The sequence below is a fragment of the Amorphus suaedae genome, from assembly GCF_053629675.1.
Genome location: NZ_JBRJIT010000001.1, coordinates 1,010,285 through 1,033,419 on the forward strand (window position 1 = coordinate 1,010,285; position 23,135 = coordinate 1,033,419).

General features: G+C 68.8%; 18 protein-coding genes and 1 tRNA gene. 8 read left to right on the forward strand and 11 right to left on the reverse strand.

The features are described from left to right. Window positions 1-248: 248 nt before the first annotated feature. Entirely contained in the window at window positions 249-1,229 is a 981-nt protein-coding gene (lipA, locus tag AB7M35_RS04540) for a lipoyl synthase (protein WP_453957622.1), read from the reverse strand. Window positions 1,230-1,592: 363 nt separating this feature from the next. On the opposite strand from lipA, the gene AB7M35_RS04545 reads away from it, so the two are divergent. The 4 genes from AB7M35_RS04545 (at window position 1,593) to AB7M35_RS04560 (ending at window position 5,264) form a co-directional block, all read left to right on the forward strand. Continuing rightward, the gene (locus AB7M35_RS04545) at window positions 1,593-2,759 is read left to right on the forward strand and encodes an MFS transporter (protein WP_453957624.1); all 1,167 of its coding nucleotides are present in this window, start codon (window positions 1,593-1,595) and stop codon (window positions 2,757-2,759) included. A 159-nt stretch (window positions 2,760-2,918) separates the two neighbouring features. Continuing rightward, complete coding sequence (locus AB7M35_RS04550) at window positions 2,919-3,134, forward strand: hypothetical protein (protein ID WP_453957625.1); 216 nt, start codon at window positions 2,919-2,921, stop codon at window positions 3,132-3,134. Window positions 3,135-3,303: 169 nt separating this feature from the next. Next, complete coding sequence (locus tag AB7M35_RS04555; protein ID WP_453957626.1) at window positions 3,304-4,536, forward strand: patatin-like phospholipase family protein; 1,233 nt, start codon at window positions 3,304-3,306, stop codon at window positions 4,534-4,536. Window positions 4,537-4,700: 164 nt separating this feature from the next. Further along, window positions 4,701-5,264: a hypothetical protein gene (locus AB7M35_RS04560; protein WP_453957627.1), complete on the forward strand. Its 564-nt coding sequence runs from the start codon at window positions 4,701-4,703 to the stop codon at window positions 5,262-5,264. A 19-nt stretch (window positions 5,265-5,283) separates the two neighbouring features. Here AB7M35_RS04560 and AB7M35_RS04565 read toward each other — a convergent pair whose 3' ends face one another. From AB7M35_RS04565 to AB7M35_RS04575, 3 genes are all read right to left on the reverse strand, one after another. Then, on the reverse strand, window positions 5,284-6,513 hold the full coding sequence (locus tag AB7M35_RS04565; RefSeq protein ID WP_453957629.1) for a PrpF domain-containing protein: 1,230 nt from the start codon (window positions 6,511-6,513) through the stop codon (window positions 5,284-5,286). Window positions 6,514-6,604: 91 nt separating this feature from the next. Continuing rightward, a complete protein-coding gene (locus tag AB7M35_RS04570) occupies window positions 6,605-7,981 on the reverse strand; it encodes an aspartate aminotransferase family protein (protein ID WP_453957630.1) in 1,377 nt (458 codons plus the stop codon). A 542-nt stretch (window positions 7,982-8,523) separates the two neighbouring features. Next, a complete protein-coding gene (locus AB7M35_RS04575) occupies window positions 8,524-8,856 on the reverse strand; it encodes an SMR family transporter (protein WP_453957631.1) in 333 nt (110 codons plus the stop codon). A 570-nt stretch (window positions 8,857-9,426) separates the two neighbouring features. Between AB7M35_RS04575 and AB7M35_RS04580 the strand changes: the two genes are divergently transcribed. Together AB7M35_RS04580 and AB7M35_RS04585 are read left to right on the forward strand one after the other, a co-directional pair. Beyond that, window positions 9,427-13,182: an EAL domain-containing protein gene (locus AB7M35_RS04580; RefSeq protein ID WP_453957633.1), complete on the forward strand. Its 3,756-nt coding sequence runs from the start codon at window positions 9,427-9,429 to the stop codon at window positions 13,180-13,182. 190 nt (window positions 13,183-13,372) lie between these two features. Continuing rightward, window positions 13,373-15,058: a sensor domain-containing diguanylate cyclase gene (locus AB7M35_RS04585; protein WP_453957634.1), complete on the forward strand. Its 1,686-nt coding sequence runs from the start codon at window positions 13,373-13,375 to the stop codon at window positions 15,056-15,058. Between the two features lie 26 nt (window positions 15,059-15,084). Here the strand turns inward: AB7M35_RS04585 and AB7M35_RS04590 are convergent. After that, a tRNA-Arg gene (locus AB7M35_RS04590) sits at window positions 15,085-15,161 on the reverse strand. Between the two features lie 167 nt (window positions 15,162-15,328). Between AB7M35_RS04590 and AB7M35_RS04595 the strand changes: the two genes are divergently transcribed. After that, window positions 15,329-16,045 (forward strand): GntR family transcriptional regulator, encoded by a 717-nt coding sequence (locus AB7M35_RS04595; protein ID WP_453957635.1) that lies wholly within the window; start codon window positions 15,329-15,331, stop codon window positions 16,043-16,045. Between the two features lie 42 nt (window positions 16,046-16,087). Here the strand turns inward: AB7M35_RS04595 and AB7M35_RS04600 are convergent, their stop codons facing one another. From AB7M35_RS04600 to AB7M35_RS04620, 5 genes are all read right to left on the reverse strand, one after another. Continuing rightward, window positions 16,088-16,954: an amidohydrolase family protein gene (locus tag AB7M35_RS04600; RefSeq protein ID WP_453957636.1), complete on the reverse strand. Its 867-nt coding sequence runs from the start codon at window positions 16,952-16,954 to the stop codon at window positions 16,088-16,090. Between the two features lie 12 nt (window positions 16,955-16,966). Further along, entirely contained in the window at window positions 16,967-18,460 is a 1,494-nt protein-coding gene (locus tag AB7M35_RS04605) for a tripartite tricarboxylate transporter permease (protein ID WP_453957638.1), read from the reverse strand. Window positions 18,461-18,786: 326 nt separating this feature from the next. After that, on the reverse strand, window positions 18,787-19,257 hold the full coding sequence (locus AB7M35_RS04610) for a tripartite tricarboxylate transporter TctB family protein (RefSeq protein WP_453957640.1): 471 nt from the start codon (window positions 19,255-19,257) through the stop codon (window positions 18,787-18,789). A gap of 24 nt (window positions 19,258-19,281) precedes the next feature. After that, window positions 19,282-20,229: a tripartite tricarboxylate transporter substrate binding protein gene (locus tag AB7M35_RS04615; RefSeq protein ID WP_453957641.1), complete on the reverse strand. Its 948-nt coding sequence runs from the start codon at window positions 20,227-20,229 to the stop codon at window positions 19,282-19,284. A gap of 41 nt (window positions 20,230-20,270) precedes the next feature. Next, complete coding sequence (locus AB7M35_RS04620; protein ID WP_453957643.1) at window positions 20,271-20,648, reverse strand: carboxymuconolactone decarboxylase family protein; 378 nt, start codon at window positions 20,646-20,648, stop codon at window positions 20,271-20,273. A 277-nt stretch (window positions 20,649-20,925) separates the two neighbouring features. Between AB7M35_RS04620 and AB7M35_RS04625 the strand changes: the two genes are divergently transcribed. Beyond that, the gene (locus AB7M35_RS04625) at window positions 20,926-21,948 is read left to right on the forward strand and encodes a DUF1176 domain-containing protein (protein ID WP_453957645.1); all 1,023 of its coding nucleotides are present in this window, start codon (window positions 20,926-20,928) and stop codon (window positions 21,946-21,948) included. A 214-nt stretch (window positions 21,949-22,162) separates the two neighbouring features. On the opposite strand, the gene AB7M35_RS04630 is transcribed toward AB7M35_RS04625, so the two are convergent. Next, complete coding sequence (locus AB7M35_RS04630) at window positions 22,163-22,741, reverse strand: sigma-70 family RNA polymerase sigma factor (protein WP_453957647.1); 579 nt, start codon at window positions 22,739-22,741, stop codon at window positions 22,163-22,165. Window positions 22,742-23,135: the final 394 nt, after the last annotated feature.

Sequence of the window (23,135 nt, forward strand, 5' to 3'; positions counted from 1 at the left end):
GACCGGGCCGGTCGGCGCGGTCGGAAAGGGCCCTGGCGCGCCGGCGCGATGCCCGATGTGTCCTTCGTCGATTTACGAGCCCCGGGCGGCAAGAGTCCACCCGGGGCGGGGATTTGGCGTGCAACCCGCGTGCCGGTCGGCGCGGGGATCGGCACATTCGTCGGCGCGTGCGCCCTGCCCGGCTTAGCGCCGGCGGGTCCGCCGCGCCCTGAAACCGGGAGCGAGGAGGTCCCGCCCCAAGCCGCGGCTCAGGCGGCGCCGATCTTCGCGTCGCGGGCGGCGCGCAGGCGCTCGAAGTCCTCGCCGGCGTGGTGGGACGAACGGGTGAGCGGGCTGGAGGAGACCATCAGAAAGCCCTTGGTGTAGGCGATGGTCTCGAACGACTTGAACTCCTCCGGCGTCACGAACCGGATGACGGCGTGGTGCTTGCGGGTCGGCTGCAGGTACTGGCCGATGGTGAGGAAGTCGACGTCGGCGGAGCGCAGGTCGTCCATCAGCTGGAGCACCTGGTTCCGCTCCTCGCCGAGGCCGACCATGATGCCGGACTTGGTGAACATGCCCGGATCGAGCTGCTTCACCCGGTCGAGCAGCCGGATCGAGTGGTAGTAGCGGGCGCCCGGACGGACCGTCAGGTACAGGCCCGGCACGGTCTCCAGGTTGTGGTTGAAGACGTCGGGACGCGCTTCCACGACGCGCTCCAGCGCGCCCGGCTTGCGCAGGAAGTCCGGCGTCAGGATCTCGATGGTGGTGCCCGGGGCGGCCGCGCGGATCGCCTCGATGACCTGGGCGAAATGCTCCGCACCGCCGTCGGCGAGGTCGTCGCGGTCGACGGAGGTGATGACGACGTGGTTGAGGCCGAGCTTGGCGACCGCCTCGGCGACCTTCTGGGGTTCGGCCGGGTCGAGCGCCTCGGGCATCCCGGTGCGCACGTTGCAGAAGGCGCAGGCGCGGGTGCAGGTGTCGCCCATGATCATGAAGGTGGCGTGCTTCTTCGACCAGCACTCGCCGATGTTCGGACAGCCCGCCTCCTCGCACACGGTGACGAGGCCGTTGTCCTTCACGATCGCCTGGGTCTCCCGGTAGACCGGCGAGCCGGGTGCCTTGACGCGCAGCCAGTCGGGCTTGCGCAGCATCGGCGTCTCGGGACGGCGGGCCTTTTCGGGATGGCGCGGGCGCGCCTCGGCCGTTGCCGGGCGGGGGCGGTCGTTGAGATCGAGAAGCGTTACCATGATGACCTATTGTCGAGCGCCGGACGCTCTGAATCAAGGCGGGGCGACCAGACGCCCCCGTCCGTCATAGCTGAGCCTTCCGCGCCCGGGGTCAAGCCCCCGGGGTTCACGGACCCGAGAGGCATAGCCGAGCCGGGGCCGCTGCGAAACCGTTCCGGCCCGCAGAGCAGCCATCCGCGGCGCGCCGGGCGCCCCTGTCGCGCCCTCCCCGGCGGGTCCTCTTCATGGCGGACGGCGGGCGCCCAACGAGGTTCGACGCCATGCGCATGGCTGCCATCCATGGATGTCCCGCGCGCCAGGGCCTAGACTGATCCGTCTCCCGTCCCGCGCACCCATCCCCGCAGAACAAGGCAAGCCACCAGGATGACCGAAGATCACTCGGCGAACCGGGTCATCTGGCTGCTGACGCTCGGCATCATGATCATCGGCTCGAACTCGTTCGTGCTGACGCCGATCCTGACCGACGTGGCCGCCTCCCTGAACACCGTTCCGGTGAAGGTGGCGCGGGCGGTGTCGGCGTTCGGCGCCGCGACCGCCATCTCGTCGTTCCTGTTCGCGGGCGCCGCGGCGCGCATCGGCGCCCGGCGCGTGCTCAGCCTGGGCAGCCTGGCGATGGCGGCGGCGCTTGCCGGCAGCGCGGCCAGCCGCTCCTGGATCGAGCTCGCCGCCTGCCAGGCGGTGATCGGCACCTCGGTGGGGCTGATGCTGCCAACCATCTACGGCGTCGCAACGTCGATCGCGCCGGAGGGCAAGGGCGGACAGGTGCTGGGCCGGGTCATTCGCGGATGGGGCATCGCGCTGGTGCTGGGCGTGCCGTTCTCGTCGTTCGTGTCCGACCTCGCCGGCTGGCGCACCGTCTACGGGCTGCTGGCCGGCTTCTCGGCGCTGGCGTCGCTGGGGTTCCGCCAGCTGCCGCTGCCGGAAGCGGTGAGCGGCCCGCGCCCGACGATGCGGCGCCTCGAGGCGCTGCGCCTGCCGGGAGCGGTGCGGACGCTGAGCATCTGCCTGTTCTACATGATCGCCTTCTACGGGCTGTTCGCCTATCTGGGCGACCACGTCCGCACCGCCTTCGGCGCCAGCGCCAGCCAGGCGGGGCTAGTGGTCCTGGGCTATGGCGCCGGCTTCGGCGCGGCGAGCTTCGCGATGGGTGCCGTCGATCGCTTCGGCCCGCGCCAGGTGCTTCCGGCGGCCCTCCTGGTGCTCGCCCTCCTCTATCTCGGCCTCGACGCGGCGACCCAGCGGTTCGTCACGGCGGTGCCGGCCGTCTTCCTCTGGGGAGCGGCCAACCACGTCGCGGTGAACCTCATCATCCTGCTGCTGTCGCGCCGCAGCACCGAAGCCAGGGCCGTGCTGATGGGATGGCAGACGACGGTGACCTACACCGCGATCTTCATCGGTCCGATCGTGCTGGGGACGGCCTACGCGCTGTTCGGGTTCGGCGCGGCGGCCGGGCTGTCGGCGGCCTCCGCGCTCGTGGCCGCGCTGCTGGCCTGGTCGGCCCGCGGGCTCTGGCTCGGGGCCCCGCGCTGAGGGCGCACCTTCGGACCGCGCCGGGGCTGTCGCGAACCTGACCGGCAAGCGGTGCCGCCGCGGCAATTCCGTTGCCGCCGCATGGCCGCACCTCTATAGCCTTGAGCACACAAAGCGACTGACCGCGGAACGCATTTCCGCCCCTGGAGGAAGACGACCATGAAGCCGATCGTGTTTGCCCTGAGCATTCTCCTCGCCGGTTCGGCTTTCGCCGCCGCCCAGGCCGAGTCGCCGCGCAAGGCGTGCGCCGCCGACGCCCAGAAGCTGTGCGCGAGCGCCATTCCGAACCAGCAGAAGGTTCTGGCCTGCCTGGAAGCCAACAAGCCGCAGCTCTCGCAGGCCTGCCAGACGGCCCTGCAGCAGGCCGGCAAGTAAGACCGACCCCTCGGTCCGGCGCCCGGCCCTCGCCGGCCGCCGGATCCTGACGGACGGCAGGGGACCGTCCGTCGCGCCGAAGCGGCGCAACGACGAACGGCTGGGAAGACGATGCGATCTGCCGTTCGGGGTGCTCCCACGCACGACCGGCGACGCGAGGGGGCACACCTTGGCATATCCAGAACAGATCCGACGCCTGCAGAGCCTGGCCGGCGTCGTCGCCGTGACGCTGATGCTGGCGGCGTGCGCGTCGGGGCCGAACCGGCCGGAGTTCACCCTCACCGAAGAGGCCAATCCGGTCGTTCCGGGCTTCGACAACATCCGCTTCTACGCCGACGACGACGGCACCAACTTCCGCGACCACGTGTTCGCCCAGGTGATGAACCAGGTGCAGGTCGGCGGGATGGGCATCCTGAAGAAGGGCCGTTCCGACTGGCTGATGATCTCCGGCGGCGGCGAGGACGGAGCCTATGGCGCCGGCGTCATGGTCGGGCTCACCAAGGCCGGCAAGCGGCCGGACTTCGACCTCGTCTCGGGCGTCTCGACGGGCGCGCTGATGGCGCCGTTCGTGTTCCTCGGCCCCTCCTACGATCCGCAGCTGAAGTCGATCTACACCGACATCAACAAGAACCAGATCTTCAAGATCCTCGGCCTGCGCGGCATCCTCGGCGGCATGGCGGCGGCAAGCTCCGCGCCGCTGCGGGCGACGATGGAGGAGAAGGTCTCCGACAAGGTGATCGAGGAGATCGCTGCCCAGCACCGGCTCGGCCGGCGGCTCTACGTGGTGACCACCGACCTCGACGCCCAGCGCCCGGTGGTATGGGACATGGGCGCCATCGCCGCGAGCCCGGCGCCGAACAAGCGCAAGCTGTTCCTCGACGTGCTGCAGGCCTCCGCCAGCATTCCGGGCATCTTCCCGCCGGTCTTCATCACCGCGCAGGCGGACGGGCAGACCTTCGAGGAAATGCACGTCGACGGCGGGTCGACCATGCAGATCCTGACGCTGCCCACCACCATCCAGGCGAAGGAGGACCCGCGGCGGCGGATGGATAAGCGCAAGCGCGCGCTGTACATCCTGATGAACAACACGATGCGGCCGCGCTTCGAGCAGACCAAGCCGAAGACGTTCTCGATCGCCGGGCGCTCGCTGTCGACCATCATCAAGCGCCACGGCATCCAGTCCATCGAGATCATGTACGACCTCACGAAGGCACGCGGCTTCGACTTCTTCGTGACCTATGTCGGGCTGGACTTCGTGGAGGACCTGCCGTCGCCGTTCGACCCGGTCTACATGCAGGCGCTCTACGACTACGGCTACAAGCGGGCGCTGGCCGGCGACGTCTGGCGCACGGCGCCGCCCACCGGCGGGGCGCTTCCCCAGGGAGCGGTCGCGGTGAAATGATCCGTCGAGGCCCGGTTGCGAACGCGACCGGGCCGGACGCGGATGAAGGCCTCAGGACCGTCCCCGCAGGACGATTGCACCCGCGGCGCCATAAGGTGATCGCATTGTTGAGGCGAACTCTGTCGGACTGAATCCGGTGTCTTCAGGAGGCGTGTGATCCGTCAATGAAACCCCTGGCATTTGCCCTCACCCTCATCGCCTCGACCGCCACGGCCCAGGCCGCGTCCGTCGAGACCAAGGACCCCTACCTGCAGGGGCTGGTGGACAGCATCCTCGGCGGCTGCCTGGACGACGCCGAGGCGATGCAGGTGGTGCAGAACCGCTACCTGTCCGACGACAACAACCTGAGCCAGGCCCCCGCCGCCGAGGTGCGCGACGCGATCGCCGGCGTCCTGAACACGCCGGCCGAGAACGTCACCGCCGAGCAGCCCGGCCCGCAGACCGAGATCGGCGCCGTCACGGTGAAGGCCCAGGGCACCTACCAGTCGCTGCCGATCGTCTCCTATTCGCTCAGCCTGCCCTGCGAATGCGGCTTCTCGTTCTGGGCCGTCGGCTTCGACGCGCCGGAGGAGGACGTGGCGAAGGTGTTCGCCGACGACCTCAAGGCGGCGCGCCAGCGCGTCAAGGAAGTGCTGCAGGGCGAAGGCGACGGGCTGGAGATCGGCATCGAGCGCAACACCCAGGCACCGGGCGCGCCGACCCAGCTCTACTGCGCCTGGAGCACCTGAGCCCGGCGGCGGCGGCGCCTCAGTCTGCCGCCAGCAGCGCCCGCTCCAGCGCCTCCGACGCGCGATAGAGCGGGACATGGCCGCGCAGCAGGATCTGGGTGCTGCGGCGGTAGGCGGCGCTGCGGATGGCGATGCCCTCCCCCTCGCGGCGCGCCACCACGGTGGCATCGAGGATGCCGGCCGGGTTCTCGATGCCCACCTCGATATCCCCGAACTCCGCTCCCGGCTCGGCCAGACCGCGCGCCACGCGGTGGGCGACGGAGCCCGGCACCAGCGCGGCCGCCGCCAGGCAGCAGCCGCCGGAGACCGCCATCGAGGGGTGGCCGGTCTGCGGCGTGAAATAGCGCACCGAGATGGACCCTGCGCCTTCGGGCGTTCCGACGATGCAGGCCTTCGGGACGGTCTCGCTGCGGGCGATCTCCTCCGCACTCATCGTCCCGCCGTCGCGGCGCTTCAGGCCCATCAGCAGCCCGGCCTCGATCCAGACCGCCCGAAACGCCTCCATGAACGCCGCATCGGCGACGAGCTCCGCCATCGGCTCGCGCGCCGTCTTGCCGAAGCTCGCGGCCTCCGCGATCAGCATCGGCACGGCGACGTCGACGCAGGAGACGGTGTGGCCGGCGACCTGGTCGGTGACCGAGCCGGTCGGCAGCAGCGCGCCGGTCTTCGAACCGACCGGGTCGTGCAGGAACAGGTCGACGCCTGCAAACGCCCCGTCGACGCCGGGGATCTCGGCCAGGGCAAAGCGCCCGTCCTCCTCCAGGCTCATGCGGGAGGTGGTCAGGACGCCGGTGTTGGTGTTGCGGATGTCGACCTCGCACGGGCCCGGCGCGGCGGCGCGCACGAAGCCGGTGTCGAGGGCCCAGAGCTGCAGGGAGGACGACATGTTCCCGCAGTTGACGCTCCAGTCGATGGCCGCGTGGTCGGCTGCGAGCTGGGCGAGCGTGCTGACGATGCGGGATATGCCCCCGGCCTCCTCGACGCCGGCGAGGAAGACCTTGTTTGAGGTGGGGATGCCGCGGCCGAGGCCGGTGACCTGGCGGTTGCCCGGACGGTCGCCCGCAAGCGGCACGCCCATCAGATGGCGCAGCAGTTCCTCGCGCAGCGCCGGGTCCGCGGGGACCAGCGGCTCCCACAGGACGAGCCCCGTGGAGGTGCCGCCGCGCATGTGATGGACCGGGAATTCGACCGTCCCCGCCACGCGGCGGGAACGGAGCTCAAGCGGAGGCGCAGGCGGGGAAACGGTCATCGCTGGCCTCGCGGTCCGATGGTTGGGCTGACGCCCAACGCATACCGCGAGACGCGGGCGATGCCGAGCCCCGCCGGCGCGGGGCCGGGCCTCAGGCGGCCGCGGCGTCGGAGCGCTGCAGCTCGTCGAGGGAGGCGGCCATGATGTCGACGATGGTGTCGATCTCCTTCTCGGTGACGATGAGCGGCGGGCAGAGCGCCAGCGCGTCGTACATCGGCCGCGAGATGAGGCCCTTCTCCATCAGGATGGCGTTCATCGCCGCGCCGAGCTTGCCGGTCGGCTCGGCCGGCACCTCCAGCGACTTGTCGGCCACCAGCTCCACGGCGCCGATCAGGCCGCGGCCGCGGACCTCGCCCACCAGCGGGTGATCCTTCAGCGGCGCCAGGCGGGCGTGCATCCGCTCGCCCATCTCGCGGGCGTGGGCGACGAGGTCGCGCTCCTCGATGATCTTGAGGTTCTCCAGCGCGACGGCGGCGGCGACCGGATGGCCGGCGGCCGTGTAGCCGTGGCCGAGCACGCCGATGCGGTTGCTCTCCTCGGCGATCGGCTCGAAGACGCGGTCGTTGATCATCAGCGCGGAGATCGGCAGGTAGGACGACGACAGCTGCTTCGACATCACCATGATGTCGGGCTTCAGGCCGAAGGTCTCGGTGCCGAACATGTTGCCGGTCCGGCCGAAGCCGCAGATCACCTCGTCGGCGACCAGCAGGATGCCGTACTTCTGGAGCACCGGCTGGATCTTCTCCCAGTAGGTGGCCGGCGGGACGATGACGCCGCCCGCGCCCATCAGCGGCTCGGCGAAGAAGGCGGCGATGGTTTCCGGACCCTCGGCGACGATCAGCTCCTCGAGCTCGGTGGCGAGACGGGTGGCGAACGCCTCCTCGCTCTCGCCGGGACGGCCGCTGCGCCAGTAGTGGGGGCTGCCGGTGTGCAGCACGTTGGCGATCGGCAGGTCGAAGGAGCGGTGGTTGTTGGGCAGGCCCGTGAGGCTCGCCGAGGCGATGGTGACGCCGTGGTAGCCGCGCTGGCGGGCGATCACCTTCTTGCGCTGGGGCTCGCCCATGGCGTTGGAGCGGTACCAGATGAGCTTCAGCGCGGTGTCGTTGGCCTCGGAGCCGGAATTGGTGAAGTAGACCTTCGACATCGGCACCGGCGCCAGCGCGATCAGCTTCTCGGCGAGATCGATGACCGGCCCGTGCGAGCGGTGGGAGAAGGTGTGGTAGAAGGGCAGCTTGCTCATCTGCCGCGTGGCCGCCTCGACGAGCCGCTTCTCCGAGAAGCCGAGCCCGACGCTCCACAGCCCCGACATCGCCTCGATGTAGCGCTTGCCCTGGTTGTCCTCGACGTAGATGCCGTCGCCCTTCTCGATGACGAGGGGGCCGTCCTGCAGATGCTTGCGGGCATTGGTGTAGGAATGCAGGTGGAACGCGACGTCGCGCGCCTCGGGAGAATTGGGGGAAACGGTCATCGCTCAGCTAACCTCTGCCTGAAAGCGCCGCCCGGCGCGTTGCGGCCGGACCTTCTCGGAGATCACGCCGGCTCCTGATCGTCCGATCGGAGGCCGTGAAGCGTGATCGATTTACACAGTCTAGACCCGGATGCCGGCGAAAAGCCGCCAAGGGCCCTTCGTCATCCGGAATTTTTCCGGGGTCGGACGCGGGCGGGAAATCCGTCCCCGCATTTCCTGAAGCCGGCAGTTCCCAGGGCGGATGCGGCGGGACGTCGGCACCCGCTTTTCCTCCCCGGCCGTAGCCCGTCATTGTGACGCCTTTGCGCGACGGCGACAGGCGCCGGGCCACAGCCACGCGCCCCTGACGGGGCGGAAGCGCCCCGCTCAGCACCCGTTCCAGAGGCGCAGCGCCTCAAGATGATGCATCATACATTATCGCGTCCTCCGGAGGAAGCTCTGCGGGCGGGCAACAGGGCGCGGCGCGGTACTGTCCGGCCGGGGCGTTTCGGGACACCGCATGCGCTGCCCGGGGGCGGGACACCCTCCCCCGGCTGCCTCGTTCAGTGCTTCACGGTGTCGGAGAACACGTTGACGACGATCACCCCGGCCAGGATCAGGCCGAGACCGGCGATGGCCGCGGTGTCGAGCGGCTGCTTCGCCCAGACCCAGGCCACCAGCGCGATCAGCACGATGCCGAGGCCGGACCAGATGGCGTAGACGATGCCGGTGGGCATCGTCCTCAGCGGCGTCGACAGGAACCAGAACGCGGCGGCGTATCCGACCACGGCGATGAGGCTCGGTGCGAGCCGGGTAAAGCTTTCCGAGCGCGCAAGCGCCGTCGTGGCGATCACCTCGGCGACGATCGCGGCGAACAGGAGCAGATAGGTCTTCACCGCCGGCAACCTCCGTCGGGCGCGGATGGGAGAGCGGGGCACGGGCCCCTGGGGCCTGCGCTCCGCGCATGAAGGCCGGCCTCGAGCGCGCCGGCGGTCGTCAATTCGGCAGAAAGCGAGCGGGATCCGGAGCCTTCGGGCCGGCCGCATCCCGGCCGACACTACAGGCAAACCGGGCCGGCCAGCCATGGGCTTGCATCGCAATCCGCGTGCGGACCAGACGCGGCGGCCGTGGCGTGCTACCCATGGAGCTTCCGCGAGGCTCGGGGACGACACATCCACAGCCAGCCTGGCGCCAGTTCCGGAGGCATACTGTGATGCCGAAAAACCCGGTCCGAGCAACGCGCCACGCCCTCCCATCGCCGCGCAAATGAGAGGGAGGACTTGTGTTCGCCCGACCCGCAGATGATTCTACCCGACTGGATTGCTTCGCGTCGGCCAGCGCAGCGGGGCGAATGAACGGAAGGCCGGCGGGGAAGCAGGTTCGCGACAGACCACGGCGGACGCGCCTGGACAGGCTTCGGGTTGCCGCTGGGTCACAGCACGTCTCGGAAGGTGAAAGCGTTACTGGTGACCGGCGCGACAGACCATTTTCATCGGCTTGACGGCCGCACGGCGCGCACGCTCAGCCTGGCCGCCGGCTGCTTCGTGCTGGCCCTTGCGAGCATGGCGTTCGTCGACCTGCCAGGTCGGCTGGCGATGGTCTCGGCGAGCGGCGCGCTGGCCACCGGGCTGATCCTGCGCTGGCGCTACGAGGCGCTTGTCACCCGCATTGCCGCGGCGGTCGCCGCGATCGCCGTTGCCTCCCTCATCGCCGGTCCCGGGCTCGTCGCGCCGCTCGTCATCAGCGCCGCGCTCGGGCTGGAGATCGCCGCCGCCGTCGTCGGCCTCAAGATGGCCGGCTGGAGCTACGACCGGGTCCCGACGATCCGGGCGTTCTGCCTTGCCCTGATCATCACCGCGATCCTGGTGCCCATTGCCGGCGCTGCCGTGGCGACCGGGCTTCTCGCCGGCGACGACTGGACCGCCTTCTTCCGCATCTGGTGGTGCGCCGGCCTGATCAGCGGCATCTGTGTGCTGCCCATGACGCTGACCTTCCGGACCTCGCTCTCGGGCGAACCGATGAAGATGTCGGACTGCGCGACACCGGAATTTCTCGGACTTCTCGCGCTCGCGGTCTGCACCACGGTCGTTTCGATCCACTTCCTTCCCTATCCCTACGTCTACATCGCCTTGCCGATCCTGCTGGCCGCGGCGCTGTTCGGAGCGTGCCGCACGTCCGCGGTGATCGTCGTCACGATCATCACCTACCTGATCGAAGAGGCGCTCTTCCGCGACACGGTCACCGGCCTGGAGACCATGCTCGCCGGCTACGTCAGCATCGCGGTGGCGGTCCTGCCCCCCTTCCTCTACGCGCTGCAGCGGGATGCGCTCGTGTTCGCCGAACACGACGCCAAGACCAGCGAGACGCTGTTTCGCCGGGCCATGCAGGATTCCGCCATCGGCGTGGCGATCGTCGACCTCACCGGGAGGTTCGCCCGGGTCAACCAGGTCCTGTGCACCATCCTGGGCTACGACCAGGAAGAACTCCTGACGATGACCTTCCGCGACGTGTCGCTTCCCGAAGACGCGGCCGCCTCGGCCGCCGTGCTGAAGTCGCTGTTTTCCGGCAAGACGGCCAGCGCCAAGTTCGAGAAGCGATACCTGCGCAAGGACGGCTCGGTGATCTGGTGCATGCTCGCGGTGTCCCTCATCCGCGACGAGGAAACCGACGCGCCGCTCCAATTCGTCGCCCAGGTGGAGGACATCAACGCCCGCAAGCTCGCCGAAGAGGCGATCGCGGAAAGCGAAAACCGCTGGCGGTTCGCGCTCAAGAGCGGCCGGCAGGCCGTCTGGGAACTGAACCTGAAGACCGGCAAGACCTACCGCTCGCCGGAGTGGTACTCGATGCTCGGATACGAGAAGGGCGACATCCCGACCGGCGCCGAGGATTTCCTCAAGCTCATCCATCCCGAGGATCGCCAGAAGCTGATCGCCTCCGACCGGGCGATGCTGGAAGGGCACAGCCCGGTCAGCGAGGTCGAGGTGCGCTTCCGCCACAAGGACGGACACTGGGTCTGGGTCCTCGACTGCGGCCGCATCGCCGAATACGACAAGATGGGCGAGCCGGTGCTGATCATCGGCACCCACACCAACATCACCCGCCGCAAGCAGCGCGAAGAAGAGATCCGGCTCGCCAACGAGCGGACCGCGCTTGCCGTCGATGCCGGCGGGGTCGGCATCTGGGAACTCGACACCGCGACCGGGGCGATCACCTGGGCGCAGGGGATGTACGAACTCTACGGTATGGCTCCAGGGACGTTCGACGGCACCCGCGAAACCTGGGGCGCCTTCCTTCATCCCGAAGACAGGGCCGAAGCCTCCAGGAGGTTCAACGAGGGCCTGCAGAACGGCGGCCGCATCGAGCTGGATTTCCGGATCATCCGTGCGGACGGGGCGACCCGTTACGTCCGCGCCCTGGCCGAGGTGATCAGCGACATCAGCGGGCAGCCGATCAAGGTGATCGGCACCCAGTGGGACACGACCGACGACCGGGCGCTCGCGGAAGAGCTGTTCGAGGAAAAGGAGCGGCTGCGCATCACGCTCCACTCGATCGGCGACGCCGTGATCACCACGGATGCCGACCTGAAGATCACCTTCATGAACCCGATCGCCGAGTCGCTGTCGGGCTGGAGCCTGGCGCAGGCCGAAGGCATGGACCTGGGCGATGTGTTCCGGATCTTCGACGACGAGACCAACCAGCCGATCCCGAGCCCGGTCGAGGCCTGCATCGCGAGCATGGAGCCGTACTATCTGCAGGACGGAGCCATCCTGCTCACCAAGTCCGGCACGCGGCTGCACATCCAGGATTCCGCCGCCCCGGTGCGCGCGCCGGACGGAACGGTCATCGGCGCGGTGCTCATCTTCCAGGACGTCACCCGCACCCGCATGCTCCAGAAGGAGCTCATCTACGCGGCGCACACGGACAGCCTGACCGGTCTTCCGAACCGGCTGGCCTTCGAGCAGGCGCTGAACGCGCTCTGCGCGGAGACCCGCACCAAGTCGGTGCGTCACGCGCTCTGCTTCATCGACCTCGACCGCTTCAAGATCGTCAACGATTCAGCCGGCCATTCCGCCGGCGACTCGCTTCTCGTCGACATCGGCATGCTGCTGACCTCCACGCTGCGCACCGGCGACCTCGTCGCGCGGATCGGCGGCGACGAATTCGCGCTGCTGCTGCCGGACTGCTCCCAGGAGCGCGCGCGCGAAGTGGGCGAGGAACTCGTCAACGTCATCCGCAACTTCGTCTTCCACTGGGACGGTCACGTCTACGACATCGGCGCGAGCATCGGGATCACCGAGATCCGCGGGCCCGAGCCGAACCCTGCCGAGCTGATGAAGGAGGCGGACGTCGCCTGCTACACGGCGAAAGCCGCGGGCCGCGGGCAGGTGTCCATCTACCATCCGGACAAGAGCGACGCCGGACGCAACCACCGGGAGATCAACGTCGCGGCGAAGCTGCGCATGGCGATCGATTCCAACCGGATGACGCTGTTCGGCCAGGAGATCGTTTCGCTGGATGCCGCGCCAGGCTCGGACGAACGGCAGATCGAGATCCTGATCCGGATGCGCGGCGAAAGCGGCGAGCTTCTGTCGCCCGGCGCGTTCATCCCGGCAGCCGAACGCCACGGCATGATGGCCGGCATCGACCGCTGGGTCATCGTGGAGGTGCTTCAGGGCAACGCGGACGCGTTCAGTCGGGATCCGAAGCTGTCGGTCTCGATCAACCTGTCCGCCAACTCGCTCGACGACCCGCTGCTCTGGCCGTTCGTGCACGACCAGCTCTCTTATGCCGAGATCGCCCCCCACCGGATCTGCTTCGAGATCACCGAGACCGCGCTGATCAACAACCTAACGGCGGCGACCTTCTTCGCCCATTCGGCGAAGAAGCACGGCTGCCGGATCTCCCTCGACGACTTCGGCGTCGGCCTCAGCTCGTTCTCCTACCTCAAGGATTTCCGGGTGGACGAGCTGAAGATCGACGGGAGCTTCATCCGGCAGATCTCCGAGAACCCGGCGAACACGCAGATCGTCGAGGCGATGATCAGCGTCGGCAAGGCGCTGGGCATCGCCACGGTGGCGGAATGGGTGGAGGATGCGGAGACGCTGGAGGTCGTGAAGCGGCTCGGGGTGGACCGGGCCCAGGGCTTCTACCTCTCCCGTCCCAAGCCGCTGGCGGAGCTGCTGGCCGAGAAAACGCCCGCGTCAGAGCCGATCGGAACCTGACGGGCATGACCGTGATCAATGCCGCGACCGGCCCCCGGGTGGTTCCGTTCCCCCGGCATTGCGGCGGCGGGAGACCGCCGACGACCCGACCGAGGAAGGTGGCATGAGCCGCGGGACCAGAGCGAGCGACAAGAGCCCCCGGCCCGGCCCGCCGACGGCCGATGACGCGGGCGCCCGCCCGCGGAGGGGGATGTTCGCGCGCAAGGGCGCCGACGCGGCGTTTCGCCGGTCGGTGCTGAAGTGGTTCGGCATCTTCTTCCTGGGGTCGCTGGTGGTGACAGCATCCGGCCTCTACGCGGTCAAGAACCAGGAAGAAAGCCGCCGCCTCTACGAGCTGAAGGCGGAGGAGCAGGGCATCGTCTTCGCGCAGCTCGGCGCGATCAGGGAGCGGCTCGCCCTCGTCCGCTCGGACCTCATGTTCCTGCGCGCCGAGTACGAGTATCTGCTGAACACGCCGGGCCAGACCCCTGAGAACATCGACCGCATCACCCAGACGGAGCTGAAGAACTTCTCGCGCTCGCGCGGGATCTACGACCAGATCCGCATCATCCGGCCCTCGGGGATGGAGGGGATCCGGGTGAACTACAACGGCGGCTCGCCGATCAGCGTGGCGCCCGACCGCCTTCAGGACAAGAGCGACCGGCCGTACTTCAGCGAGGCGATGAAGCTGCCGTACGACGACGTCTACGTCTCGCCGCTCGACCTCAACGTCGAGGACGGCGTCGTCTCGCGCCCGTTCAAGCCGACGATCCGCATCTCGACGCCGATCGAGACGGCGGGCGGCGAGCGGGTCGGCATCCTGATCCTCAACTATCTCGCCACGTCGATGCTGACCGCCGTGGAAAGCGCCGCCGACCTTTCGACCGGCGCGGCGATGATGCTCAATTCGGACGGCTTCTGGCTGGTTTCGCGCACCCCGCCGCCCACCTGGGGCTTCATGTTCCCGGACGAGAGCGACGAACGGATGCCCGTGCTGATGCCGCTCACCTGGAAGGCGATCGAGGCGGGCGGATCGCGCCAGATCCTGACGTCCGAGGGCCTGTTCAGCTACAGCGTCGTCGATCCGGTCAGCGACATCATGACCGGCGTGCGGGACTTCGAGGGGTTCGTCCCGCCGCGCGCCGCGGCCGGACGAACCGACAGCCAGCAGCGCTGGTACGTCGGCACCTTCGTCGACGCGCCCACCCTGGACGAGGCGATCGGCGAGCCGTCCGGCGCGGTGCTCTTCTACGGAGGGCTGGTCGTCGCGCTGTGCTTCCTGGGCTCGACGGGCGCCGCCTTCGCGCTGGCCGAGGCGAAGCACTACCGCAGCATGCTGGAGCGGCTGGCGCTGTTCGACAGCCTGACCGGGCTCGCCAACCGGCGGTCGCTGGAGGAGCGCCTCGACATCGAGATCGCCCGCGCCCGCGACGGCGACGCCCGCATCGTGCTGGCGTTCCTCGACATCGACGGGTTCAAGGCGATCAACGACGAGCTCGGCCACAACGTCGGCGACGAGGCCCTCGTCGAGATCGCCCAGAGCATCGAGGCCAACATCCGCGCGTACGATCCCTACGGACCGCGGCGCGGCAAGGATGCCGGCGCGGCCGCTCCCCTCGCCGCGCGCATGGGCGGAGACGAGTTCGTGGTCCTGTTTCCCGACGCCCGCGACCGCCAGGCCACCGAGCGCATGCTGCGGCGCCTCGGGACGGCGATCCGGGAGCTGTCGTGGCAGGGGAAACGGGTCGGCGTCAGCATCGGGGTGGCCGCCTATCCCGACCACGGCCTGACCCGCGACGCGCTGCTGGGGCGGGCCGACGAGGCGATGTACCGGGCCAAGAGCAGCCGCTGCACGACCTTCGTGGTGGCCGGCGAGGACCCGGCCCCGGAGGCCTGAGCCGTAATTTGGGAGGGCAGAAAGCGTGGTGTCCCCGGCAGGATTCGAACCTGCGACCCCAAGATTAGGAATCTTGTGCTCTATCCTGCTGAGCTACGGGGACACTGGCTTCGGTATAGCGGCATGGGGCCTTCGCGGGCCAGAGGCAATCGCGCAAAAAGTGAACGGCTGACGCGGGCAGGACGGATCGCGTCGGCCCGGCGATTCCACCCTGCCTCGAAATGCTCTAGACCTGAGGGCGTCCCTCGCGCAGCAGAAGGTCCACAGCTCTTGGCCGACACCGCCCAAGCCCCCTTCCCGGTCCACGACGCCGGCCAGCCGGCACCGATGACCCGGACGGCCGAGGCCTACGCGCGGCTGCGCCAGGACATCCTGTCGAACGCCTTCGCGCCCGGCCAGCGCATCACCATCCAGTTCCTGCAGAAGCGCTACGAGATCGGCCCGACGCCGCTGCGCGAGGCGCTGGCGCGGCTGGCCGCCGACGGCTTCGTCATCGGCGAGGACAACCGCGGCTTCCGGGTGCCGCCGATGTCGCTGGCCCGGCTGCGCGACATCACCGACCAGCGCAAGCTGATCGAGGCCCAGGCGCTGCGGCTGTCGATCGCCCGCGGCGGCAAGGCCTTCGACGGCGCGCTACGCGACGCCTACGCCAAGATGACGGAGCTCGACGCCGGCCGCAGCCGGGGCGAGGAAGGCGCCTACATCGCCTGGGAGAACCAGCACCGGCTGTTCCACGCCGCCCTCATCGCCGGCTCGGGCTCGGAGTGGCTGATCCGTTTCCAAGGCATCCTGTTCGACCAGGCCGACCGCTATCGGCGCCTCTATTCCGACGGCCGGCGCATCAACCCGGAGATCCAGAGGGATCACGAGCGCATCCTGGAAGCGACGCTGGACAAGGACGCGGAGATGGCGGCGCTGCTGCTGGAGCGCCACATCGAGCGGGTCTACGCCACCGCCAAGCGGTCGGGCCGCCTGCCCGAGACCTGATCGATGGCGGTGCGGCGCGCGCCGCACCGGGCTCCGTGTTCGTCAGAACCCGTAGAGGCGGGCCGGGTTGTCGACCAGGACGGCCTGGCGGACGGCGTCGGTGCCGGCCCAGCCCATGAACTGGTCCATCAGGTCGCCGTCGTTGGGCATCGGGCCGTCGAAGAGCAGCGGGTGCGGCCAGTTGGTGCCCCACAGCACGCGGTCCGGCCGCGCGGCGAGCACCGCCTCGGCCATTACCCGCATGTCGTCGAACGGCGCCGCCTCGCCCGACAGCCGGTACCAGCTGCAGACCTTGGTCCAGCAGGTGTCGGTCCTGGTCAGCAGCTCCAGCAGCGCCCGGAACGGCGCGCTGTCGACGCCCTCGACGCCGGTCACCCGGGCCATGTGATCGAGCACCACGTCGACCGGCAGATGGCGGAGCATCGGCATCAGGTCCGGCAGCTCGTCGGCGCTCTTCAGGTGCAGCAGGATGTGCCAGCCGAGCGGCGCGACCTTCTCGGCCATGCGCTCGATGTTCTCGGTCCCCACCCCGCCCGACAGCAACGTGGAAAGGCGCAGGCCGCGGATGCCCCTGGCGTCGAGGTCCGCCAGCTCCTCGTCGGAAATGTCCGGCGGCACCACGGCGATGCCGCGCGCGCTGTCGCCCAGCGCCGCGATCGCGTCGGTGGTGACGGTGTTGTCGAAGCCGTGGGCGCCGGGCTGGACGATGACCGACCGCTCGATCCCCAGCGTCTCGCGCAGGCGCCGGTAGGCCTCGACCGGCGAATCCGGCGGCGTGTAGCTGCGCGGCTCGGAGAACGGGTAGCGGCTCTGCGGCCCGATGACGTGGCAGTGGGTGTCGCAGGTGCCGGCGGGGGCGGCGATGCGCGGCGGATGCGGGTTCGGATCGGGAGCGAGGCAGGGACGCATGTCAGGGGACCTTCAGCGGGACTTGCGGGCGGTGACGTAACGGCCCCACAGCCCGGAATAGAGCGGCCGGGCCAAAAGCACCACCGACAGCACGAGCAGCACGGCGGCGATCGGGTGGGTGAAGAAGTTGGTCCAGTCGCCCTCGAACACGATCATGCCCATGCGGAGGTTCTCCTCCACCATGCCGCCGAGGACGAAGCCGATGATGATCGGCGCCAACGGGAAGCCGGCCCGGCGCAGCAGATAGCCGACCACGCCGGCGACGAACGTCGTCACCAGGTCGAGCACGGAGTTGTTGAGGGTGTAGATGCCGACGGTGACGAGCACGACCACCATCGCCATCAAGAGCGCCTCGGGAAGCGCCAGGATGCGCCGCCAGACGCCGCCGAAGCCGGCCGCGATCGGCAGCAGCAGGATGTTGATGATGGTGAGCACGATGTAGAGGGCTGCCACCGTGTCGGCGTGCTGGATGAACAGCCGCGGCCCGGGCACGATGTCCTTGATGACCAGCGCGCCGAGCAGGATGGCGGTGATGGGATCGCCCGGCACGCCGAGCGCCAGCGTCGGCACCAGGGCGGCGCCGGTGACGGCGTTGTTGGCGCTTTCGCTCGCCGCGAGCCCGTGCGGGTTGCCCTTGCCGAAAGTCTCCGGCTCCTTGGAGGAGCGGCGCGCCTCGGCGTAGCTGACGAACGACGCCGCCGTCGGCCCGATGCCGGGCAGGATGCCCAGGATGGTGCCGATGACGCCGCCCTTCAGAAAGGTGGGCGTGAGGGTGCGGAACTCGCGCAGCGTCGGCATCTGGAAGCCGGCCGCCGTGGTCGTGGTGGTGGGGCCGTAGGCGCCGCCGAGCCGGGTGAACACCTCCGACAGGGCGAACAGGCCGACCAGCACCGGCACCAGCGAGAGGCCGGCGGAGAGCTCGAAGATGCCGAAATCGTAGCGCACCTGGCCGGTGAAGGTGTCCTGGCCGATGACCGAGATGAACAGGCCGATGACGCCGCCCATCAGGCCCTTCACCATCGAGCCCTCGGAGACGGCGGCAATGCAGGTGAGCGCGAACAGCGCCAGCGCCAGCATCTCGGCCGGGCCGAAGTTGAGCGCCCAGGCGGCGAGGCGCGGCGCGAACAGCGCCAGGATGGCGACGGAGAAGAGCCCGCCGAACACCGAGGCGACGGCGGCGATGCCGAGCGCCTTGCCCGCCTTGCCCTTGAGCGTCATCGCGTAGCCGTCGAGACAGCTGGCGGCGGAGGCCGGCGTGCCCGGCGTGTTGATGAGGATCGCGGTGACCGAGCCGCCGTAGATGGAGCCGGCGTAGATGCCGAGCAGCATGGCGATGGCCGGCACCTGGTCGAGGCCGAGGGTGAGCGGCAGCGCCAGCGACACGCCGACGGCGGGTCCGAGACCCGGCAGGACGCCGATCGCCACGCCGAGCAGCGTGCCGCCGAGAATGGCGAGCGCCGTCGGCAGGGTGAAGATCATGTCCGCGGCGGAAACCAGGATATCCATCGGAAGACCTGAATGACGCGGTCACCGACCCCTGTCCGGGGCGGGACCTGACAGCCCTCCGGGCGGCGCGCCGGAAAAATCGGCTGCCGCGCGGGGCGAGAAAGATCCAGGTGCCGACCGGGCGGAATGCCCGTTCGCAGCTGGACCGCGATGCTAGAGCACGCCCCGTTCAGATCGAAGCGACCGGAGCGAAGAACGCTGCCCAAGAGTCTGATTCAAAAGCCGGTTCGTGTCGATCGCGCGAGACCGCCTCGTCGGAAACGGCGCTTCCCCGCCGGCATCTGCCCGGCGGCGAACCCGACCGCCCGGGAGACAGGCGCCCTCCCCTAGAACGACGGCCATGCGGGCAGCGGTGCTTCCAGGCCGGCGGTGAAGACGTACCAGATCACCAGCGGCCCGAGCACCACGGTTGCCGCGATCCCGATCGGATTGCGGTAGCCGAGCGCCAGGATGAAGACGAGCAGGAAGACCGCGGTGGAGATCGGGAAGCCGAGCACCGGCATGGCGGCGAAGTAGCAGCCGACCATGGCCATGACCGCGATGATGCGGCCGACGTTCTGCGGCTCGTCGTCGGAGCCGGACCGGAGACCGGCCAGCAGCGGCCGCCCGCCCTGAAGGATGAGGACGAGGGCGAGGATCACCCCCGCCCCGATCAGGATCTGCGGAAAGAAGAGCGGATCGTAGGCGATGCCGCCGCCGAACTCCGGCAGCGACATCTGCGAGGTGTACACGGCGAGGAAGCCCCAGAACACGAGCAGGGCGAAGCCAGCCGAGACGGTCTTGAGTTCCTTCGACATGGGTCGGTCCGATCCGCGCCGGCGCTACTTCGCGCCGAGGCCGTTCTTCTGGATGTAGGCGCCGATCGTGTTGTACTGCTTTTCGATCGACTGGGCAGACTTCTCACCGGTCTCCGACACCTTCGGCATGGAGAACTTGGTCAGCGTCTCGGTGAAGCCGGCCGACTTCTGGGCGGCGCCGCAGGCCTTCACGAGCCGGTCGTAGACGGCCGGTTCGACACCCTTCGGCGTGACGATGGCGCCGGTCAGGCTGTAGACCACGTCCGGATAGCCGAGCTCGGCGATGGTCGGCACGTCCGGGGACTCCACCCGCTCCTCCGACATGATCGCGATCGGCCGCAGCAGATCGGGATTGCCGAGCACCGCCTCGGCGGTCAGCGGGGCGACGTCGATGACACCGGAAAGCAGGTTCTGGACGGCGGCCTGGTGGCCCTTCATCGGCACGCCGATGGCCTTGTAGCCGGCCTTGCTCTCCAGATCGCTCATGGCGATGTCCTGCAGCGAGCCCGGGCCCTCGGTGTAGTACTTCACCGCGCCGGGACGCTCCTTGGCCTTCGCCATCAGATCCTCGAAGGAGGTGATGTCCGACTTGGCGCTGACCGTCAGGATCAGCGGATTGTCGAAGGCGCGGCAGACCACGTCGAAGCTCGACAGGTCGTAGGGAAGCTCGGCGGTGTGCGGCTTCATCAGGAGCGGCGTCGAGGTGAGGATGCCGATGGTGTAGCCGTCCGGCGTGGCGCGCGCGATGTCAGCCCCGCCGACGGTCCCGGCCGCACCGGCCTTGTTCAGCACCGTGATGTCCTGGCCGAGATCGGTCGCCATCTCGGTGGCGATGGCGCGACCGATGAAGTTGCTGGCCCCGCCGGGCGGGAACGGCACGATGAAGGTGAGGCCCTTGTCCGGATATTCGGCATGGGCGGCACCGGCGGTCATCGCGAGCGCGGCCGCGAGGATGAGTGAACGCTTGAGCATAAATTCCTCCGTTGGTTTTTGAAGAACCCGTGGACCGGGCTTCAGGCCTTGTCGGCTTCGTCGGGTCCGTAGATCTTCGCGAGCACGTCGCCGGCATGGTTGATGGCGGACAGGCCCCGGAACAGGAACGCGATCTTCGCGGCGTCGAAGAGTTCTTCCTTCGTCGCGCCGGCCTTGATCGCCGCACGCGCATGGAACTCGGCGGCCGGCGACGTCTGCGTCAGCAGGATCGTGTAGGCGAGGATCTGCACCTGCTTGGCGTCGAGATGCTTCGATTCGAAGACACTCTTGCGCATGGCCTCGAGCTGGTCGAGGCCCTCCGGATCGACCGAGGCGGCGAAGTCGAGCCGCTTGGAGACCTTCGGCGGTACGAGGCCGATCATTTCCCGGTAGTAGTCTTTGTGCTGTTCGAGCTGCACGGCGGATCCATTTCGTTGGAACTACATCGGTGTCCGACCATCGCAGAGGGGTCCGGAGGCTGTCAACGAATAATCGATAATCCTGGATGGCTCGCGACGAGACTCAGCCGCGCAATCTAGGCGTTCTCGGCGCAAGTCTGCGGCGATTTGATCCACGCCTTTCTGATTATCGATGATTTTGCTGCATTGCACCATGAGAGCGGTTCCGCTGGCGACGCACGCAGAAGGCGCCTATCAGTGATGCGGGGGCTGGCGGCACCGAACCGGGAGGGACCCGATGCGACTGACGCTGCCGATCGCATTTGCCGCCGCCATGAGCCTGACCGGAATGCCGGCCGAGGCCGAGGATTCGCCGCCGTTCTACAAGACCTCGAAGGACTGGAGCGGCTACTGCCTGAGCTCCGGCGTGTGCACCATCTACACCGCGGCCGGTGACGGGCTGCTGTCCATCTTCCGCGGCCCTAACGCGGCGGACGCCGCCTATGCCTGCCTGTTGCCGATCGGCGAGGACGCGCCCGCCGACTGGTCGCTGACCATCGACGGCCGAGCCGTGCTCGGCAGCGCGGACGCCGACCGCCTGACGCCCGGCCTCTCCGACCTCGCCGCAGGCACCGACGCGTCTCCGCTGGCGGCGTTCGCCCGCAAGCTGGCGGGCGTCGGGGCAACCCCGTGCGTCCACGCCGTTCCCTTCACGGCCGAGGTTTCCAAAGCCCTGGAGGCGACGAGCGCGGCGGAGCTCGTCGGCGGAGAGACGCCGGCGACGGTGTCGGCCAGCGGCTTTACCGCGCTGGCGCTGTGGCTGGACGACCGGCAGAACCGGACCGGGACGACGACAGCACTCGCCCGACCGGGCGACACCCCGCCGGTCGACGGGCCCGCCGCCACCGTGATCGCGGCACCGGGCGCCCTGCCCGCTGACGTCGCCAAGCTGTGGGAATCGTCCGCCGACCAGTGCGGGCGGATCGACGACACCTCGTTCAGCGAGGCGGACGCGGCGTCGGTCGCGCTCGACGCCGACACCACGCTCTACCTGCTGCCGTGCGGCCGGCCGGGCAACAACGCCCCCACCATCGCGATCATGGCCGAGAAGGATGCGCCCGCGGCCCCCGCCGAGCTGCCGACGGTCGTCGAGGGCCAGACCACCGACGAGAGCCTGGCCGGCAGCCTCGCCTGGGACGGGCGCAACCGCGAACTCGTCAGCAGCTGGTCGTTGAGCGCGGAGTGCGTGAAGACGACGATCTGGCCGTATCGCGACGGCGAGATCCAGAAGGGCCGCAACATCCACTCGCCGGGATGCTGACGCCTCGCAGCTTCGCAGCCCGCGGATCGGCGCCGTAGCCCTGCCCATCCGCACACGCAACAAACCTCCGCCTGGGCACGCCCGGGCGGAGGGACATCAGTACATCAAGGAAGGCGGGAGGCTTCGGAGCGGCAGAAAACAGACGGCCGAACCGGAGAAGCGCGGCGTCCGGCCACCCTCGGCGAGGCGAAGCCAGCGCGAGCGCAACCGAGGATCAGTGGACCCGGCCCTCGAAGAGCTCGGCGACGTTCTCGGCGTGCAGCAGCTCGAGCATGCGGTGGCGGGCGCGGTTGAGGCGGCTCTTGATGGTGCCGATGGCGCAGCCGGTCATCTCGGCGGCTTCCTCGTAAGAGACGCCGAGAATCCCGACGAGGACGAGCACCTCGCGCTGCTCGGGCGGCAGGGCATCCAGCGACGAGCGAATCTCGGTGCCGCGCACCGACCAGTCCTGGGACTGGGCGACGGAGAGAACGTCGGCGACGCAGTCCTCTTGGCCCGGCTGCTCGCGCCGCCGCACCTTGGCCGAGGTGTAGAACGAATTCCGCATGATGGTGAACAGCCAGGCCTTGAGGTTGGTGCCCGGGCGGAACTTGGTGGCGTTGGCGATCGCCTTGGTCAGCGTCTCCTGCACCAGATCGTCGGCGTCGAACGTGTTCTTGCAGAACGTGCGCGCGAACATCCGCAGAGCCGGGATCAGCGCCACCAGATCACCGTCGATGTGGGCGGTTGCCGGATCGACCGACAGCGGGACGGCGGGGTGGGCGAGAACGGGCGAGCGATGACCTGCGGACATGCAAACCTCCCAACGGCAAGAAACCTTCGGGGATGAACGCACGCGACAAGTCGCGGTTCCGCGATCTCGAAATAAATCTCACACGTGTATTCGAAGAACCTCACTTAACATATGCTAACTGACTTAAAAAATGACACATACGAATGTATATACCAGATTCAGAAATAGAATTACTTAAATACAATTGAGGATTGCTCAGATTTCCCAGCCTCCTCTTGCGAAATCGGCCAACCGCCGCACGATTTCCGCTCCGCCTATTGGGTCGATCGCCTACAATCCTAGGGCGATCTGCACGGATCGGGGGGTGCGAAAGCACGCCTCCGTGAGTGTGTCGTGAACCCGGCGCCGCGAAAAGTCTCTCCCTGCCGTTTGCAAGTCGCGCCGATACCGGCCG

Bases quoted from the DNA above. Each gene is read 5' to 3' on its own strand.
- lipA (WP_453957622.1), bottom strand. From the start codon at position 1,229: ATGGTAACGCTTCTCGATCTCAACGACCGCCCCCGCCCGGCAACGGCC.
- AB7M35_RS04545 (WP_453957624.1), top strand. From the start codon at position 1,593: ATGACCGAAGATCACTCGGCGAACCGGGTCATCTGGCTGCTGACGCTC.
- AB7M35_RS04550 (WP_453957625.1), top strand. From the start codon at position 2,919: ATGAAGCCGATCGTGTTTGCCCTGAGCATTCTCCTCGCCGGTTCGGCT.
- AB7M35_RS04560 (WP_453957627.1), top strand. From the start codon at position 4,701: ATGAAACCCCTGGCATTTGCCCTCACCCTCATCGCCTCGACCGCCACG.
- AB7M35_RS04565 (WP_453957629.1), bottom strand. From the start codon at position 6,513: ATGACCGTTTCCCCGCCTGCGCCTCCGCTTGAGCTCCGTTCCCGCCGC.
- AB7M35_RS04570 (WP_453957630.1), bottom strand. From the start codon at position 7,981: ATGACCGTTTCCCCCAATTCTCCCGAGGCGCGCGACGTCGCGTTCCAC.
- AB7M35_RS04585 (WP_453957634.1), top strand. From the start codon at position 13,373: ATGTTCGCGCGCAAGGGCGCCGACGCGGCGTTTCGCCGGTCGGTGCTG.
- AB7M35_RS04600 (WP_453957636.1), bottom strand. From the start codon at position 16,954: ATGCGTCCCTGCCTCGCTCCCGATCCGAACCCGCATCCGCCGCGCATC.
- AB7M35_RS04605 (WP_453957638.1), bottom strand. From the start codon at position 18,460: ATGGATATCCTGGTTTCCGCCGCGGACATGATCTTCACCCTGCCGACG.
- AB7M35_RS04610 (WP_453957640.1), bottom strand. From the start codon at position 19,257: ATGTCGAAGGAACTCAAGACCGTCTCGGCTGGCTTCGCCCTGCTCGTG.
- AB7M35_RS04615 (WP_453957641.1), bottom strand. From the start codon at position 20,229: ATGCTCAAGCGTTCACTCATCCTCGCGGCCGCGCTCGCGATGACCGCC.
- AB7M35_RS04625 (WP_453957645.1), top strand. From the start codon at position 20,926: ATGCGACTGACGCTGCCGATCGCATTTGCCGCCGCCATGAGCCTGACC.
- AB7M35_RS04630 (WP_453957647.1), bottom strand. From the start codon at position 22,741: ATGTCCGCAGGTCATCGCTCGCCCGTTCTCGCCCACCCCGCCGTCCCG.